The organism is Streptococcus cristatus (genome assembly GCF_001588905.1).
Taxonomy (GTDB): Bacteria; Bacillota; Bacilli; order Lactobacillales; family Streptococcaceae; genus Streptococcus; species Streptococcus cristatus_N.
The window spans coordinates 1-16,781 of the sequence record NZ_LAWH01000066.1 but is presented as its reverse complement, the minus strand read 5'-3'; the positions used below and the strand labels follow the sequence as shown (position 1 = coordinate 16,781).

At 43.4% G+C, this 16,781-nt stretch carries 20 protein-coding genes and 1 pseudogene; 16 read left to right on the top strand and 5 right to left on the bottom strand.

Annotated elements, in window-relative coordinates:
* Positions 1-155: 155 nt before the first annotated feature.
* Both A0765_RS09665 and A0765_RS09660 read right to left on the bottom strand, forming a co-directional pair.
* Positions 156-626 (bottom strand): DUF3021 family protein, encoded by a 471-nt coding sequence (locus A0765_RS09665; RefSeq protein ID WP_062006363.1) that lies wholly within the window; start codon positions 624-626, stop codon positions 156-158.
* The gene (locus tag A0765_RS09660) at positions 623-1,063 is read right to left on the bottom strand and encodes a LytTR family DNA-binding domain-containing protein (protein WP_062006361.1); all 441 of its coding nucleotides are present in this window, start codon (positions 1,061-1,063) and stop codon (positions 623-625) included. The genes A0765_RS09665 and A0765_RS09660 overlap by 4 nt, the downstream gene beginning before the upstream one ends.
* Before the next feature lie 184 nt (positions 1,064-1,247).
* Between A0765_RS09660 and mutL the strand changes: the two genes are divergently transcribed.
* Positions 1,248-3,191: a DNA mismatch repair endonuclease MutL gene (mutL, locus tag A0765_RS09655; RefSeq protein ID WP_062006360.1), complete on the top strand. Its 1,944-nt coding sequence runs from the start codon at positions 1,248-1,250 to the stop codon at positions 3,189-3,191.
* Positions 3,192-3,226: 35 nt separating this feature from the next.
* Here the strand turns inward: mutL and A0765_RS09650 are convergent.
* Together A0765_RS09650 and A0765_RS09645 are read right to left on the bottom strand one after the other, a co-directional pair.
* A pseudogene (locus A0765_RS09650) lies at positions 3,227-3,747 on the bottom strand (RDD family protein).
* Positions 3,731-4,237: a helix-turn-helix domain-containing protein gene (locus A0765_RS09645; protein ID WP_062006358.1), complete on the bottom strand. Its 507-nt coding sequence runs from the start codon at positions 4,235-4,237 to the stop codon at positions 3,731-3,733. The pseudogene A0765_RS09650 and the gene A0765_RS09645 overlap by 17 nt, the downstream one beginning before the upstream one ends.
* A 169-nt stretch (positions 4,238-4,406) precedes the next feature.
* Here A0765_RS09645 and ruvA point away from each other — a divergent pair, with 169 nt between their 5' ends.
* The 4 genes from ruvA (at position 4,407) to A0765_RS09625 (ending at position 6,854) form a co-directional block, all read left to right on the top strand.
* Positions 4,407-4,997, top strand: a complete 591-nt coding sequence (ruvA, locus tag A0765_RS09640; RefSeq protein WP_062006356.1) for a Holliday junction branch migration protein RuvA — start codon at positions 4,407-4,409, stop codon at positions 4,995-4,997.
* 9 nt (positions 4,998-5,006) lie between these two features.
* Entirely contained in the window at positions 5,007-5,561 is a 555-nt protein-coding gene (locus tag A0765_RS09635) for a DNA-3-methyladenine glycosylase I (RefSeq protein WP_062006353.1), read from the top strand.
* A gap of 4 nt (positions 5,562-5,565) precedes the next feature.
* Positions 5,566-6,225, top strand: coding sequence for a CPBP family glutamic-type intramembrane protease (locus A0765_RS09630; RefSeq protein ID WP_062006351.1), 660 nt, complete (start codon positions 5,566-5,568; stop codon positions 6,223-6,225).
* A gap of 71 nt (positions 6,226-6,296) precedes the next feature.
* Positions 6,297-6,854, top strand: a complete 558-nt coding sequence (locus A0765_RS09625) for a GNAT family N-acetyltransferase (RefSeq protein WP_062006349.1) — start codon at positions 6,297-6,299, stop codon at positions 6,852-6,854.
* 43 nt (positions 6,855-6,897) lie between these two features.
* Here A0765_RS09625 and A0765_RS09620 read toward each other — a convergent pair whose 3' ends face one another.
* A complete protein-coding gene (locus A0765_RS09620) occupies positions 6,898-7,308 on the bottom strand; it encodes a helix-turn-helix domain-containing protein (RefSeq protein ID WP_062006347.1) in 411 nt (136 codons plus the stop codon).
* Between the two features lie 270 nt (positions 7,309-7,578).
* On the opposite strand from A0765_RS09620, the gene A0765_RS09615 reads away from it, so the two are divergent.
* From A0765_RS09615 to cls, 11 genes are all read left to right on the top strand, one after another.
* Positions 7,579-8,835 carry a competence/damage-inducible protein A gene (locus A0765_RS09615; RefSeq protein WP_062006345.1) on the top strand — a complete coding sequence of 419 codons (1,257 nt, stop codon included), beginning with the start codon at positions 7,579-7,581 and terminating at the stop codon, positions 8,833-8,835.
* 58 nt (positions 8,836-8,893) lie between these two features.
* Entirely contained in the window at positions 8,894-10,042 is a 1,149-nt protein-coding gene (recA, locus tag A0765_RS09610; protein WP_062006343.1) for a recombinase RecA, read from the top strand.
* Positions 10,043-10,127: 85 nt separating this feature from the next.
* Positions 10,128-10,526 (top strand): transcriptional regulator Spx, encoded by a 399-nt coding sequence (gene spx / locus A0765_RS09605; RefSeq protein ID WP_005591493.1) that lies wholly within the window; start codon positions 10,128-10,130, stop codon positions 10,524-10,526.
* 107 nt (positions 10,527-10,633) lie between these two features.
* On the top strand, positions 10,634-11,200 hold the full coding sequence (locus A0765_RS09600; protein ID WP_005591494.1) for an SP0191 family lipoprotein: 567 nt from the start codon (positions 10,634-10,636) through the stop codon (positions 11,198-11,200).
* Positions 11,201-11,243: 43 nt separating this feature from the next.
* A complete protein-coding gene (locus tag A0765_RS09595; RefSeq protein WP_045500214.1) occupies positions 11,244-11,801 on the top strand; it encodes an SP0191 family lipoprotein in 558 nt (185 codons plus the stop codon).
* Between the two features lie 168 nt (positions 11,802-11,969).
* Positions 11,970-12,236, top strand: a complete 267-nt coding sequence (locus tag A0765_RS09590) for an IreB family regulatory phosphoprotein (RefSeq protein WP_005592119.1) — start codon at positions 11,970-11,972, stop codon at positions 12,234-12,236.
* Positions 12,236-12,655: a Holliday junction resolvase RuvX gene (ruvX, locus tag A0765_RS09585; RefSeq protein ID WP_005591497.1), complete on the top strand. Its 420-nt coding sequence runs from the start codon at positions 12,236-12,238 to the stop codon at positions 12,653-12,655. Before A0765_RS09590 ends, ruvX begins: the two co-directional genes overlap by 1 nt.
* Positions 12,656-12,675: 20 nt before the next feature.
* Positions 12,676-12,987, top strand: a complete 312-nt coding sequence (locus A0765_RS09580; RefSeq protein ID WP_005591498.1) for a DUF1292 domain-containing protein — start codon at positions 12,676-12,678, stop codon at positions 12,985-12,987.
* Between the two features lie 176 nt (positions 12,988-13,163).
* The gene (locus tag A0765_RS09575) at positions 13,164-14,396 is read left to right on the top strand and encodes a bifunctional folylpolyglutamate synthase/dihydrofolate synthase (RefSeq protein ID WP_062006342.1); all 1,233 of its coding nucleotides are present in this window, start codon (positions 13,164-13,166) and stop codon (positions 14,394-14,396) included.
* Between the two features lie 60 nt (positions 14,397-14,456).
* Positions 14,457-14,954, top strand: coding sequence for an SP_0198 family lipoprotein (locus tag A0765_RS09570; protein ID WP_062006340.1), 498 nt, complete (start codon positions 14,457-14,459; stop codon positions 14,952-14,954).
* 181 nt (positions 14,955-15,135) lie between these two features.
* A complete protein-coding gene (gene cls, locus A0765_RS09565; RefSeq protein ID WP_062006338.1) occupies positions 15,136-16,671 on the top strand; it encodes a cardiolipin synthase in 1,536 nt (511 codons plus the stop codon).
* Positions 16,672-16,781 lie beyond the last annotated feature (110 nt).

Here is a 16,781-nt window from a genome sequence, read left to right as displayed (position 1 = left end):
ATTGTCTTTGGATTGTCGAGCAAGACGCAGTGGTTGAGTGGGCTCTATTACGCTGATTTCATCAGCTTTTACAGCCCTACTCAACTGTGCGGAGGTGGGACGACGAAATCGAATTCTAACGAATTACCGATTTCTGTCCCACTCTCTTTTTATTCTCACGATTTGCTAGACAAACCGCTATTAATTTTTTGAATGTTGCGGTAGGTGCGGTAGTAGATAACGCCTGAAATAATCAGATAAATGAGAGTGAATTCCCCGACGGCAGTCAGTGTCAGGCTGAGTATTTTTTCTCTTGGGAAAAATCCAGCTAGATTAGCCAAAAGTGCAAAGGTAAGAATCATCACGCCATAGTGGCTGGCGATGGAGCGCAGGATGCTCCAGTCTCTTTGGAAGAAGCTTCCGCTCCATCTGAAAATAGCTCCCATGACAAACCAGATAAGGAGGCAGTAGAGCATGATAAGGGAAACATGGACATGCTGGTTCAAAAAGAAGTGGCCAATAGGAGAGCGAGGGTGCAACGGTAGATAAGCTGGATTGTAAAAATAAGAAATAATTATGGAGAAAAAGAGACCGATGAAAATCCCTCCAATTCCTCCGAAAAAAAGTTCTTTTAGACGAGTTTTCATAATTGCAACCTTTCTTTAATGGATTTTAGATAACGGCGAGACGAGTATGTCTGATCGCCGTTTTTCAGAAATATCTGAATCAGACCATTTGGAGTCAGCTTGAGGTGGCTGATTTGTCGGCTGTTGATAATCTCCGACTGAGAAATCTGCAGAAAATATTCCGGTAGGACCTGCAGTAATTGATAAAGAGCTTGTTGAGCTCGATAGCTGTCTTTTGCTGTTCGGACCCGAACCTGACGATTTTCTGTATAGATTCGGTGGATTTCCTTAGCATCCAGCAGATAGATGTCGTCTCCTTTCTTGACATGGATCTTATCCTCTTTACCCAGATGTTGAGCAAAGTGGACCAATTCCTGAATGCTTTCGGTCATGAGTCGAGCCTCAATGCTGACGGTGTCTTCGGTGACTTGAGAATTGATTCTTAGCTTAACTTTCATAACTTCCTCCTTTCACCTTTATTAAACCGCAACGTAGCAAAGAAAACAAGCCCTTTTGTCCATGTGGTAGCAATTCGCGTCTATCTGGTTTGCCTTGCGAGCAGAATGGTCAAGACAAGGCTGCCCTCTGCTAGAAAGAGCCCAATGTGTTATAATAGATAGCAGAACAAATACGGAGAAAAAGATGTCAAAAATTATCGAACTTCCAGAAATTCTAGCCAATCAGATTGCGGCCGGTGAAGTCATTGAGCGGCCTAGCAGCGTGGTCAAGGAGCTGGTGGAAAATTCAATTGATGCGGGTGCCAGCCAGATTACTATCGAAATCGAGGAGGCCGGACTCAAGAGCATACAGGTGACGGATAATGGCGAGGGCATAGACCACGAAGATGTCCCTCTGGCTCTTCGTCGCCATGCTACCAGTAAAATCAAGAAACAGGCGGATCTCTTTCGGATTCGGACGCTGGGTTTCCGTGGCGAGGCCATTCCTTCCATTGCTTCTGTCTCGCGTTTTACCATTGAAACAGCGACCGAATCTGGTCAGCACGGGACTTTGCTGGTTGCCCAAGGCGGTGAGATAGAAGAGCATGAGCCTACCAGCAGTCCGGTAGGAACGAAAATCAAGATAGAAGATCTCTTCTTTAATACTCCAGCCCGGCTCAAGTATATGAAGAGCCAGCAGGCTGAGCTTTCCCATATCGTTGATGTGATTAATCGGCTTAGTCTGGCCCATCCAGAGGTGGCTTTCACCCTTGTCAGTGACGGCCGCGAAATGACACGGACTGCCGGCAGTGGTAATCTGCGTCAGGCTATTGCAGGAATCTATGGTTTGATAACAGCTAAGAAAATGGTGGAAATCTCTGCTTCAGATTTGGACTTTGAAGTGAGCGGCTATGTCAGTCTGCCTGAGTTGACTCGTGCGAATCGGAATTATATTACGATTCTCATTAACGGCCGCTATATCAAGAATTTCCTGCTCAATCGAGCTATTTTGGACGGCTACGGCAGCAAGCTGATGGTAGGCCGCTTTCCACTAGCAGTCATCAATATTCAGATTGACCCCTATCTGGCCGATGTCAATGTCCATCCGACCAAGCAAGAGGTGCGGATTTCTAAAGAGCGGGAACTCATGGCCTTGATTTCGCAATCTATTGCGACCAGTCTCAAGGAGCAAGACCTTATCCCGGATGCTTTGGAAAATCTAGCCAAATCAACTGTTAAGCGTGCCACTAAGCCCGAACAGACCAGCCTTCCGCTGAAAGAAAATCGCCTCTACTACGATAAGGAGCAGAATGACTTCTTCCTCAAGCCACAAGTCGCGGAGCAGCAACTATCCTTTGAAGAATCAGCGGAGCCTATTCATGAAGCGACAGATGAAAAAGCAGAGCCACAACCAACTTCAGTCAAATTTGCAGAGCGAAAGCCGGCCAGTTATGATCAACTAGACCATCCAGAGCTAGACCAGGCCAGTCTGGAGCGGGCTGTGGATAAGTTGGAACAGGAAGAGAAATCATCCTTTCCAGAGTTAGAATATTTCGGCCAGATGCATGGCACCTATCTCTTTGCTCAGGGCAAGGGCGGTCTTTACATTATTGACCAGCATGCTGCCCAAGAGCGGGTCAAGTATGAGTATTATCGGGAGAAGATTGGGGATGTGGACAATAGCCAGCAGCAGCTCTTGGTGCCCTATATCTTTGAATTTCCAGCAGACGATATGCTGCGAATCAAGCAGCGGATGGAGCTGTTAGAAGATGCTGGCATCTTTTTAGAAGAGTACGGATCCAACCAGTTTATCCTCCGTGAGCACCCCATTTGGTTTAAGGAAGAGGAGATTGAGGCAGGCATCTATGAGATGTGTGATATGCTTCTCCTGACCAAGGAAGTTTCCATCAAGAAATATCGAGCAGAGCTGGCCATTATGATGAGCTGCAAACGCTCCATCAAGGCCAATCACAGTCTGGATGACTATTCTGCGCGTGACTTGCTCTTTCAGCTGTCCCAGTGTGATAATCCTTATAACTGCCCACACGGCCGGCCGGTCTTGGTCAACTTTACCAAGTCGGATATGGAAAAAATGTTCCGCCGCATTCAGGAAAATCATACTAGCCTACGGGAGTTGGGGAAATACTAAACTCTATAGAAGATCAAACAGCCCTAGTCGCAGAACTAGAGCTGTTTTGAATTTTTGAGCTGAACTTGTGTCCCAGCAAGTAAATCAGCTGGATGGCGTTTGTCCTTGCGAAGCAGTCCCATCAGCAGAAAGGTCAAGAAGAGAATCCCTGCTGAAGTTGACAAGAAAATTGACAGAGCATCTGCTTGATAAGCACTACGGATAGCTCCCATATGCCCCAGCTGCCAAGGGAAAAACTTGATAGCAGAGCGCAAAAGGCTGTAGGAAAGGCTCTTATGTTTGTAAACCAACTGTAAACCTGCCCAACGCTTGCCAAGACTTCCTTTTCTATAGTCTAGCCAAGCAAAGATAACAGTTAGGGGTAGGACTGAGGTAGAAGAAGCCAGTAGCTGGCCCTGGGCTTCAGTGAATACAGGAATGCCTCCTAGAACCAGATTGTAAAAGCCCATAGCTAGTAAAAAAGAGCAATGAGGTAGTCTGAGATGAAGAGCCAGTCTCCAATCAGCTCTTTCAGACGAGTTTTGACAGGTATGGGATTGTCAATTTTTAGTTTCATCTTTAGCACCTTCTTTTTTAGAATCCTTATCAAGGCCTATAACCTTATCCAGATACTTTTCCTTAATCTTTAACACCTTGTTAATAGCCATTGCGGATGCGACTAAGAGGAAGAAGGACAACCAGACCAGGCCAGTGAATGTTGCTGGAAAGATAGAACCTGCGGAAAAGAGATAAATAGCCAAGGCTAATACAAAAATATACAAAACATGCCAGAAGCCATAAGATTTTACTTGCTTATAGTAGTGGTCTTTTTCGTCTTCTGAGAGGATGGGTTTCCTTTCCGGCCTGTCGCTTTCTTCTAAAAGCAGATAGTCTGTCGTCACCTGGAAAATCTTGCTCAGCTCTACAATTTTTTCCAGCTCGGGCAGTGCTTGGCCAGACTCCCACTTGGAAATGCTCTGGCGAGAGACATTGATTTGTTCAGCTAGTTTTTCTTGTGACCAGCCTTTTTCTTTTCTTAGTTCAAATAATTTATCAGCGAGTTTCATCGTGACAGCCTCCTTTTCTTTGCTAACTCTATCCTAACAGCTTTTAGATATCTTGAGAATACAGCTTCCTGTACATTTTGTCAACCAATGGTTGCACCTCTGTTTGCAGTTTCCAGACAGAAAATATGATATACTAGATAGGCAAAATGATACAAAAAGAAGGAAGATTATGTACGAATATTTTAAAGGAATTATCAGTAAAATCACAGCCAAATACATTGTATTGGAAGTCAACTCGATCGGCTATATTCTTCATGTGGCCAATCCTTATGCATACTCAAGTCTAGTCAATCAAGAAACGCAAATTTATGTGCATCAGGTTGTCCGTGAGGATGCGCAGCTGCTTTATGGCTTTCGCTCAGAAGAGGAGAAGCAACTCTTTCTCAGCTTGATTTCGGTCTCAGGTATTGGCCCAGTGTCTGCCTTGGCTATTATTGCGGCAGATGATAATGCTGGCTTAGTGCAGGCCATTGAGCAAAAAAACATCACCTACCTGACCAAGTTTCCTAAGATTGGCAAGAAAACAGCCCAGCAGATGGTGCTGGACTTAGAAGGCAAGGTAGTGGCGGCAGATGGTCAAGCAGAAAGCAAGGCACCCGTCCAGACTGTGGATAATCAAGAGCTGGAAGAAGCCATGGAAGCCATGCTGGCTCTGGGCTACAAAGCCGCTGAACTCAAGAAAATCAAGAAATTCTTTGAAGGCACGACTGATACAGCAGAAAACTATATCAAGTCAGCCCTTAAGATGTTAGTGAAATAGGAGGAAGATATGACCAAACGCTGCGGCTGGGTAAAAATGAACAACCCCTTGTATGTAGCCTATCATGATGAGGAGTGGGGCAAGCCTCTCCATGATGATCAGAAATTATTTGAATTGCTCTGCATGGAGACTTATCAGGCTGGACTTTCTTGGGAGACCATTCTGAATAAACGTCAGGCTTTTCGGGAAGCTTTTCATTTCTATGATGCCCAGAAAATTGCTCAGATGACGGATGCAGACTTGGATGCTCTTTTGTACAATCCTGATATCGTCCGCAATAAGATGAAAATCTATGCGACTAGGGATAATGCTCAAGCTTTTTTGGCTGTTCAAAAGCAGTTTGGCTCTTTTAACGACTATATCTGGTCCTTTGTCGAGTTCAAAACGATTGACAATCAAATTACGAACTACAAGGAAGCTCCGACGAAGACAGAGCTGTCAGAAAGCATGTCCAAGGCACTGAAAAAGCAAGGCTTCAAATTTGTCGGTCCAGTTTGTGTCTATTCATTCTTAGAAGCAGCTGGCCTTATCAATGACCATGAAAAGAATTGTGATTGGAAGTAGAACAATGAAAACAAGAAAATTTCTCCTCATTTTTATCACCCTCTATACTATTTTATTTCTAGGTAGAGGCTTGCAGCTGATTGGAATAAATTGGCTAATTTATCCAGTTTATTTCCTTTTATTTATCTTGGGAATCTTAGCTTATCGTGAAGAATTAAAGGAGCAGTTGGCCTTGATTCTGACCAAGAAGAAGGAATTTCTAAAAACGATTTCTTTGTACATGGTCTTCGTTTTCTTCCTGTCCATTGCCTGCAACCTGCTTTCAGCTTTGATTAAACAGAGTCTGGGCTTGCCGCTACAGGGGCAGAATGATGCCAGTATTCAAGGAGCCTTGTTGAAAAATCCATTTTTAATCTTGGTTATCGGTTGCTTTATCGGGCCAATCGTTGAAGAGTTTTTCTTCCGCCGCTTTTTCCTAGGTACTTTTTTGGCAAAATTCTCTGACGGGCTCGGTATTGTCTTAACAACCCTTCTATTTGCCACCCTTCATATGCACAGCTGGGCCTTATCAGAGTGGGTGACAGCTATTTCCTATATTGCCGGAGGTCTTCTTCTCTCGCTCTTGTATCTGAGAAAGGACAAAAATATCTGGTATCCAATTGCCCTTCATTGTTGCAATAATATCATTGCTTTTGTGATTACAATTTTTTCAATAAGCCAGTAGACTACTAAGTCAATAAAAAGAAGATATTGTGCTCTAGTAACTTTTGAGGTTATTCAGAAAGGAAATGAAGGATGGATAATAAAGCCTTAGTATATTTGGCAGAGAATCGTATCTTGGAGACGGAGCGTCTTCTCCTACGTCCCATGACCATGGATGATTTGTTGGATTATCACGAATATACTTCAGATGGAGAATTATTAAAATATGATTATCCAGAGCACCAAAGCATAGAAGAGAGCCGAGAGAGTCTTGTTTTATATAATTTAAGTGCTCCTTTGGGGCGCTACGGTATTGAGCTGAAATCTGAAGGCAAATTAATTGGCAATATCTCTCTTCGAATAGATACGGAACAAGAAACGGCGGAAATAGGCTATACAGTCAATGCTAACTATCACAGAAAAGGTTACGCAACTGAAGCAGCCTTAGCCTTAAAAGAATTGGCTCAGAACATGCCGGGGGTAAAGATATTTCTTGCCCACACGACTAAGCCCAATCTTGCTAGTCAAGGAGTTTTAGAAAAAATTGGGATGACACTGATGTGGGAAAAGGAGGGATTGAGCCTTCGCGGAGAGCCGACCATCCGTCTCCGCTATGAAAGTCAGTTAAAGAATGACGAAAAAAAGGCCTAGACAAGATAGTTGTCTAAGCCTTTTCTGTAGAGTGCGGATATTTTTACTCTTCTTCTTGCATCCAAATCTTTTCCTTGATAAAGATGCGCAGCTCGTAGAAAAGCATAAAGAGAGTAGAGACGAGGAAGCCTGCCATAAAGATATGGTGCAAATAAGCAAAGATGGCGATTTCAACCAAAACGGAGAAGAGGTAGAAAATGACCAAATAGTGCCATTTCTTGGCCTTGCTGTCTTCGATGACCTTTTTCTCCAAGCGCCCATCCTCCTTGATGAGCTGGTCCAAGCTGAGATCAAACTCGCGGCTAATGGCTATCAGATTGCCAATATCAGGGATACCTTTTTCGCTTTCCCAGCGGGCAATGGCAGAGCGGGAAACCTTGAGCCTTTCCGCCAAGGCCTCCTGAGTGAGTTGATTTTGTTGACGAATATCTTTGAGAACTTGTGAAATTTTCATGATGGTTCCCTTTCTAACGAAATGAATAAATCACTTTTTACATCCTTTTCATGTTTATTATAAAAAGAAAATTCTCCTTTGCCAATAGCATCTGCCTAACAAGCCAGTTATTCTCCATAACAAACAGATTTTCAAAAGTTATCCACAGCATGTTGACAACTTTGTCAATCAAGTTGACAGCTCTTTTTATTTCCTGAAAAGAAAATCAACTTTTTTACTCTTTTTTGTGATAAAATAAAGCCAATTCCGAATAGTAAGGTAGGAGGTTCTATGAAAGCAGAAATTATTGCTGTGGGCACCGAGATTCTGACAGGTCAGATTGTCAATACCAATGCCCAATTTTTATCTGAAAAGCTAGCGAGTTTGGGGATTGATGTCTATTTTCAGACAGCAGTGGGGGACAATGAAAATCGTCTTCTCTCCGTCCTAGAAATTGCCAAAGAGCGCAGTGATTTAATTATCCTGACAGGAGGTTTGGGGCCAACAGAGGATGATTTGACCAAGCAGACCTTGGCTAAGTTTGTCGGTCGAGATTTGAGCTTCGACCCAGCGGCTGTGGAAAAGTTGGATCGTTTTTTTGCCAGCCGACCAGACTATGCCCGAACGCCCAACAATGAACGTCAGGCTCAGCTGGTGACAGGCTCGACTCCGCTACCAAATGCGACTGGCTTAGCTGTTGGAGGCTTGTTAGAAGCAGACGGAGTGACCTATGTAGTCCTGCCTGGCCCGCCTAGCGAGCTCAAACCTATGGTCAATAACGAGCTGGTTCCCCTCTTATCCACAGGGCAGAAATTGTATTCACGGGTGCTGCGCTTCTTCGGAATTGGCGAGAGTCAATTAGTGACTATTTTGGCTGAAATGATTGATCAACAAAGCGATCCGACCATTGCGCCTTATGCAAAGACGGGCGAAGTGACCTTGCGATTGTCCACTAAAGCTCTGAGTCAGGCAGAAGCGGATACTAAGTTTGAGGCTGTGGAAAAGTCTATTTTGGCGTATCAGAGTTTTGAGGGGCAGTCTTTGTCCGAGATTTTCTACGGTTATGGAGATGACAATTCCTTGGCTCAAGTGGCCTTTGATCTGCTCAAGAGTCAAGGGAAGACAATTTCAGCGGCGGAGAGTTTGACAGCTGGCCTCTTTCAAGCAACCTTGGCGGATTTTGCTGGTGCATCCTCTATTTTTTCAGGTGGCTTTGTCACCTACAGTATGGAAGAAAAGAGCCGGATGCTGGATATTCCGTTGGGAGAACTGGAGCAGAACGGTGTCGTTTCCGCTTTTACGGCTGGGAAAATGGCAGAGCAGGCTAGAAAGCTGACCGAAAGTGACCTAGCTGTCAGTCTGACAGGTGTAGCAGGCCCAGATTCACTGGAAGGCCATCCAGCAGGGACTGTTTTTATCGGCTTAGCTAGTGCTGCTGGAACGGAAATGATTGAGGTCAATATTGCTGGTCGCAGCCGTCGTGATGTGCGAAAGATTGCTGTTATGCACGCCTTCAACCTCGTACGAAAAACTTTATTAAAGAACTGATTTTTGGTATAATAAACAGATGGCCAAAAGACATTTTAGAAAAAAATAGGAGAAATAAATGGCAAAAAAACAGAAAAATTTGGATGAAATCACAAAGAAATTTGGAGATGAACGCCAAAAAGCTTTGGATAACGCTCTGAAGAATATTGAAAAAGACTTTGGGAAGGGAGCCATTATGCGTCTGGGCGAGCGGGCTGAGCAAAAGGTTCAAGTCATGAGTTCAGGCTCTCTGGCTTTGGATATCGCCCTTGGTGCGGGTGGCTATCCTAAGGGGCGGATTATTGAGATTTACGGTCCAGAGTCTTCTGGTAAGACAACCGTTGCTCTTCACGCAGTGGCTCAGGCTCAAAAAGAAGGTGGTATCGCAGCCTTTATCGATGCGGAGCACGCTTTAGATCCATCCTACGCTGCAGCTCTGGGTGTTAACATTGATGAATTGCTGCTGTCTCAGCCTGACTCTGGGGAGCAAGGTTTAGAAATTGCTGGTAAATTGATTGACTCTGGTGCGGTTGACCTTGTTGTTATCGACTCGGTTGCAGCCCTGGTGCCACGTGCAGAAATCGATGGGGATATCGGTGACAGCCACGTTGGTCTGCAGGCTCGGATGATGAGCCAGGCAATGCGCAAATTGTCCGCTTCTATCAATAAAACCAAGACGATTGCCATCTTTATCAACCAGTTACGTGAAAAAGTTGGTGTTATGTTTGGAAATCCTGAAACAACACCAGGTGGACGTGCTTTGAAGTTCTACGCTTCTGTTCGTTTGGATGTCCGTGGCAATACCCAAATCAAGGGTACGGGTGATGCGAAGGATACCAATGTCGGTAAGGAAACCAAAATCAAGGTTGTGAAAAACAAGGTGGCTCCACCATTCAAGGAAGCCTTTGTGGAAATCATGTACGGAGAAGGTATTTCTAAGACAGGCGAGCTGATTAAGATTGCAACTGACTTGGATATCATCAAAAAAGCGGGTGCTTGGTATTCCTATAATGATGAAAAAATCGGTCAAGGTTCTGAAAATGCTAAGAAATATTTGGCTGATCATCCAGAAGTCTTTGATGAAATCGACCGTCAAGTCCGTGTACGTTACGGCTTGATTGAAGATGATGAGCCAGCAGAAGCAGTGAAGGGTAAGGCTGAGGCTCCTCTTGAAAGATTAGAAGAAGTGACTCTTGATCTAGACGATGCCTTTGACATTGAAGAATAATTTTGCAAAATAGGTCGCAAGACCGATGGTTTTTGTGGTATAATATGCTACGATAGTAGTATCGTGTAGCGAAAGGAGTACTTGCATGATCACAATTTATACGGTTTCAAGTTGTACTAGCTGCAAAAAAGCAAAGACCTGGCTAAACGCCCATCAATTGACTTACAAGGAGCAAAACCTTGGTAAGGAAGGAATTACCAAAGAAGAAATTCTTGATATTTTAGCAAAAACTGAAAATGGCATTGCTAGCATTGTATCTTCAAAAAACCGTTATGCAAAAGGACTCGGTGTTGATATTGAAGATTTGAGTGTGAACGAAGTTATTGACATTATCATGGAAACACCGCGGATTCTGAAAAGTCCGATTTTGGTGGATGACAAGCGTCTCCAAGTTGGTTACAAGGAAGATGATATCCGTGCCTTCTTACCTCGTGCAGTGCGCAATGTTGAGAATACAGAAGCTCGCTTACGAGCAGCTCTATAATTAGATAAGGAAAGGCGCCTTTTAGGCTGCCTTTTTTCTGTCTCATTACCTAAAAATGATTGACAAGCGGTTAAACTATGATACAATATCTCTGAGGAGGACGGAACGTGAAGAAATTTTTACTAATTTTTGGCTTAGCAGCTGTGATATTGACTGGCTGCGCTCATAAGAAAGCAGACAAGCCAAAGGGGAAAAAAGAGGAAATTACAACTAATCTTCCCATTATCAGTCAGGCTGAAAAGCAGGAAGTCATCACCAAGAAACTAGTTTTTCCAAAAGATGAGCAAGGAATTCAATCTAGTCAAATTATCACTTATCAAGGGAAACGTTTTATCAAGGTGATTATGGAGAGAATCACTCCAACGGATGATAGTATCAAAAATGCGATTAAAGAAGTGGGGCTGGAGGAGACTCAGCGGCTCTTGGATGAATCAATGCAAAAGGATACGGACTATACTCAGGCAAAAACTGTTGCTGGTTTTACCGGAACCGTTCAGATTCTTAATGAAAATGAAATGAAAATCACGTCAACTTACGATTTTGACAATTTGGATATTGAAAAGGCACTCACTTTAAATTATTTTAAAAATAGCAATCTAAAAGAAATGACAAAGATGCCACCTGAAGAATATATCAATAATTTATTGATGAACGGGGCTGAGGAGCAACAGTAAGGAAGCTTCTTGTCAATCATAGAAAATCAAAAAGGAGAAAGAAATGAAAAAATCAGTAGTACTTTTAATGGCTAGCTTGGCGGTGTTGACAGCTTGTGGACAACAATCACATAGTGGAAAAGCTGGTAGCAACCAGTCTGTCCAAAGCAAGGCAAAAGATAAATCGGTTACCAAGTCTTATCAGTTAAATCAAAAGGTACAAGGCCTTGATCAAACGATGACCTTGACAGTTACCTATGCGGGCAAGAAATATGAAAAAGTTAATATTGCTATTTCACAAAATTTGCCAGAAGAAGCTAAGTCTGCCTTAGCTGGTCAAGACTTGTCCTCTCTGCAAGAAGAGGTGAGCAAGAGCTTCAAGCAAAGTTCAGGAGTGGATAAACTTGAACAAGTAAAAGGTATTCAAGTGAATGTTAAAGTAACCGAAAAAGGCACTGTTGATATTGATTTTATTATTGATCCGACAAATCTTGATTATGATGCGGCTTCTAAAGTACCGACCTATGGGCCAATCTTTAGCCAAATGAAGTCTCAGACTCCAGAAGAATTTATCAAGTCCTTCCAAGATGAAGGGGGCAAGGAAATTAGCAATCCGTCCTAATATTTTTGATGAAAACTGGTCTTTGAAAAAGGGCTAGTTTTTTGATGGGAAGGAACGGTAAATAGTTGAAAAAATGTCGAAAAAGTAGAAAATTTACATGGATTAAGTTTGTGAAACTGCTGTAATTATGCTATAATGATGGTATTCTTAGAGAAAGAGGGTGTAATTGTGGGATTTACAGACGAAACTGTACGTTTTAATCTTGATGATTCAAACAAAAAAGAAATTAGCGAGACTTTGACCGATGTCTACAAGTCACTCAATGATAAGGGCTACAATCCAATCAATCAAATCGTAGGTTACGTGCTGAGTGGAGATCCTGCTTATGTGCCTCGTTATAATAATGCTCGAAATCAGATTCGTAAATACGAACGCGATGAAATCGTAGAGGAACTGGTGCGTTATTATCTGAAAGGGCAAGGCATTGACCTCTGATGAGAATTATGGGACTAGATGTTGGCTCGAAAACAGTGGGAGTCGCAATTAGCGATCCACTTGGCTTCACCGCTCAGGGACTCGAAATCATTCAGATTGATGAAGAGAAAGAGCAGTTCGGTTTTGAGCGTTTGACGGAGCTTGTCGAGCAATATAAGGTGGACAAGTTTGTGCTTGGCCTCCCTAAAAATATGAACAATACCAGCGGTCCACGAGTGGAAGCGAGTAAGGCTTATGGTGAGAAGATTGCCCAGCTTTTCCAAATTCCAGTCGAGTATCAGGACGAACGTCTGACGACAGTGGCTGCTGAGCGCATGCTGATTGAACAGGCAGATGTCAGCCGCAGCAAGCGCAAAAAAGTGATTGATAAATTGGCGGCTCAGCTAATTTTACAAAATTATTTAGATAGAAACTTTTAGAAAGAATTGAGGAAACAATTATGGCACACGATCATAATCATGACCACGAACAGGCACAGCCTGAATTGATTACCTTGGTAGATGAGCAAGGGAACGAGAATTTATTTGAAATTCTTCTGACCATTGATGGTAAGGAAGAGTTCGGAAAAAATTACGTACTTTTGGTACCAGTGAATGCTGAAGAAGATGAGAACGGCGAAGTTGAAATCCAAGCTTACTCATTTACAGAAAATGAAGACGGAACAGAAGGCGAATTGGAACCAATCCCAGAAGACTCTGATGCAGAGTGGGATATGATTGAAGAAGTCTTCAACAGCTTTATGGAGGAGTAAAAAGGTCTGGGGGACCTTTTTAGCCTGAACTTAGAAACTAGAAAATCAGCCAGTTTGAGAATTTATCTCAGCTTGGCCACAGCTAGTTTCTTTACGAAGAATAGAAAAGAAGAGAGAAGCGAGTGGCGATTCACATTTGAAGTCTGCTTCGCTTCTCTTTTTATGTAGGAAAAGTGATGAATGAAATTGAAAAATGGTTGAACGGTCGCATTGGCCTAAACTTTCGTTCAGGTCTGGAGCGGATGCAGAGAGCGGTAGATTTGCTGGGGAATCCTGAAGGGGCCTACCCCGTCATTCATGTCACAGGAACGAATGGCAAGGGCTCTACCATTGCTTTTATGCGGAATTTATTTGCCGATCAGGGGAAAAAGGTAGCTAGCTTTACATCTCCGCATATGGTCAGCGTTCATGACCGTATTTGTATCAATGGACTTCCGATTTCGGATGCTGATTTTGTTCGCTTGGGGCGGCAGATTCAGGAGATGGAGAGAGAATTGGTTAAGACTCACGACCAGCTATCCTATTTTGAAATCTTGACCTTGCTGGCCTTTCTTTATTTCAGAGAGGAGCAGGTTGATCTGGCTCTCATCGAGGTCGGGATTGGCGGACTTCTAGATACGACCAATGTCTTGGATGGGCAAGTTTCAGTGGTGACCTCAGTGGGCTTGGATCATCAGGAGACGTTGGGGCAGACCATTACAGCGATTGCGGAGCAGAAGGCTGGCATTTTCAAGAACGGTTGTTCTGCAGTCATCGGTCCCTTGCCAGAGGAGGCTCGTCAGGTCTGTGAGCAGCGGGCAGCAAGTTTGGACTTGGATTTGTATGAATACGGGCGTGATTTTTCGTTTTCTGATCGTTCTTTTAAGAATCAAGATCTTCTTTTATCGTATGTAACCTTGGGACTGCAGGGTGCTTACCAAGAAGAAAATGCAGCGCTGGCTTTGCAGGCTTTTCTGCTTTTTATGAAGCAAATGGGCTGGGAAATTGATTTTTCTTTGCTTCCTTCATCTTTGCAAAAGACCCATTGGGCGGGGCGGCTAGAGGAAATTCGTCCGAATATCTATCTGGACGGTGCCCATAATTTACCAGCTTTGGTGCGTTTGGTCGAGTTTATCAAGGGGCAGAAGGGCAAGACATGCAGCCTGTTGTTTGGAGCTTTAAAGCGCAAGGATTATAGCGGTATGCTGGCCTATTTGCAGGAGAACTTGCCAGAGGTTCAGGTGACAGTGACCAGCTTTGACTATGGCGAATCTGTGGGGCAGGCAGAAGCTGCGGACTTTGATTATGTGGCGGATTATAGAGCCTTTATTGAGAATTTCAAACAAGAGCAGACGGCTGACCAAGTTCTGTTTGTAACGGGCTCACTTTATTTTATTGCAGAGGTTCGAGCCTACTTCCAGAGTGTATAAGTTGACCATAGAAAGCCCTGTTTGGTAAAATAGAAGTGGAACAAAGAAAGGAGAAACGATATGAAGGTTTCAAAAAAATTAGTTCTTTCAGCCCTTACGGCTATGACCGCTTTTGTATTGGTAGCTTGTGGCAATTCTGGCCAAAATCCATCCAATCAGGCTGCTCAATCTCAAGCGAGTTCCTCTGTTTCTCAGTCATCTGAGACAGTGTCATCAAATAGCAAGGCAAGTAGCAATACAAACAGTAGCGTAAATACTAGTAGTTCAGAGGCTTCTACTTCCAGTCAAGCGGCTGCTAGTGACTTAGATGGGACCTATAAGGCCACTCATGAAGGCGATGCCTTAACCCTAGAAGTTTCTGGAAATAAAGGAACCCTGACCAAGGTCGAACGCGACGGTGAGCAGGAAATTGAACAGGTGCAGGTTGATCCAACTAATCAAACTATGATCATTGGAGATGACGTTAAGCGTTATCGACTAGAGGGAAAACAACTGACTCTGGAAGATTTATCGCAGGAAAACGATGATGACGACACAATCGTCTTCACCAAGCAATAATGTTCAAAAAGGAATATCCTACAAAAGGCTGGACAGATGCTCCAGCTTTTTGTGTGTTTGGATAATGGAGTGCTAGGGGTTTCTTTAATCTTGGACTAGAGACTATTTTCTTTGAAAAAGTTTTGAAATTGCTGCTAATTATTGTTATACTAGATGAAATATGAGACGAGGGAGGATTAGGATGAATCTGGGCAAGTTTCGTTTGCTGATGTCCAAGTATGGTTTCAGCATCATTATCATGTTACTGGAATTATTTCTTGTTTTTGCGGCCTTTTTCTATTTTAATCAATTGGTGCCCAATTGGTTGTCAGCCCTTGTCATTGTTTCTTTATATATTGGGACTATCTTGGCGATTGTCAATCGGAATATGCCTCCCGAAAGCAAGGTGACTTGGCTCTTGTTTGCAGTTGTGCCCGTCTTTGGCTTCTTGCTTTATCTGATGATTGGTGAGCGGCGCCTTTCCAAAAAAGAAATTCAGCAGCTGGAAAAAATGGACTCAATGAAGTTTCGAGAGGATAACAGCTATGACTTGCGAGTCGAACTCAAGCAGGAAAATAAATCAGCCTTTGGCATTGTCAAGTCTTTGCTGAGTATGGATCACAATGCTGATGTCTACGATGGCACGGCTTCGCAGTATTTCCCCCTTGGTGAAGAAATGTTTGAGGCCATGCTGGATGATTTGCGCTCAGCCAAGAAATTCATTTTTCTTGAATTTTATATCATTGATCCAGGTGTGATGTGGAATCGTATCCTTGAGATTTTAGTAGATAAGGTCCAGCAGGGAGTTGAAGTCAAACTGCTCTACGATGACATTGGCTGTATGGCGACTCTTTCAGGAGATTATACGAAAAGGCTGCGCAAGATAGGAATTGATGCCCATAAGTTTAATAAGGTGATTCCGCGGATGACGGTGGCCTATAACAATCGTGACCACCGCAAGATTTTGGTGGTGGATGGGCAAGTCGGCTATACAGGCGGAATCAATCTAGCAGACGAGTATATCAACCATATCGTGCGCTTCGGGCATTGGAAAGATGGCGGTGTCCGTCTGGAAGGTAGTGCAGTGAAGGCTTTGACCCGTCTTTTCTTGATGAATTGGTACATTAATCGCGGGGAAATTACAGACTTTGACCGTTATCATTTTGATAGCCAGCGAGTGGAAGGCAAAGGGCTTTATATTCCGTATGGTAGTGGCCCTAAGCCGATTTATAAGGAACAGGTGGGCAAGACTGTTTACCAGAATATCATCAATCAAGCCATCGATTATGTCTATATTACGACTCCTTATTTGATTATTGATTATGATTTGACAGAGGATATAAAAAATGCAGCCATGAGAGGGGTGGATGTTCGCATTGTGACGCCATTTATTCCTGATAAAAAGCTGATTCAGATAGTCACTCGTGGTGCTTATCCAGACTTGCTGGAGGCTGGTGTTAAGATTTATGAGTACACTCCTGGTTTTATCCACAGTAAGAACGTTATTTCGGATGATGAGTTAGCCGTGGTCGGAACTATTAATTTTGACTACCGTAGTCTGGTGCATCATTATGAAAATGCCGTCCTTATGTATCAGACAGAAACGATTGCGGACATTAAGCAGGATTTTGAAGGCTTGTTTGACATTTCCAAAGAAATCTCGCTTGAAACCCTTCAGAATAGCTGGTACCAGCGTTTACTGAAGGAAATCATGCAATTATTTGCTCCGCTACTTTAAAGAGAGTGGGGCAGAAATCGGTAATTCGTTAGAATTCGATTTCGTCGTCCCACCTCCGCACAGTTGAGTAGGGCTGTAAAAGCTGATGAAATCAGCGTAGTAGAGCCCAC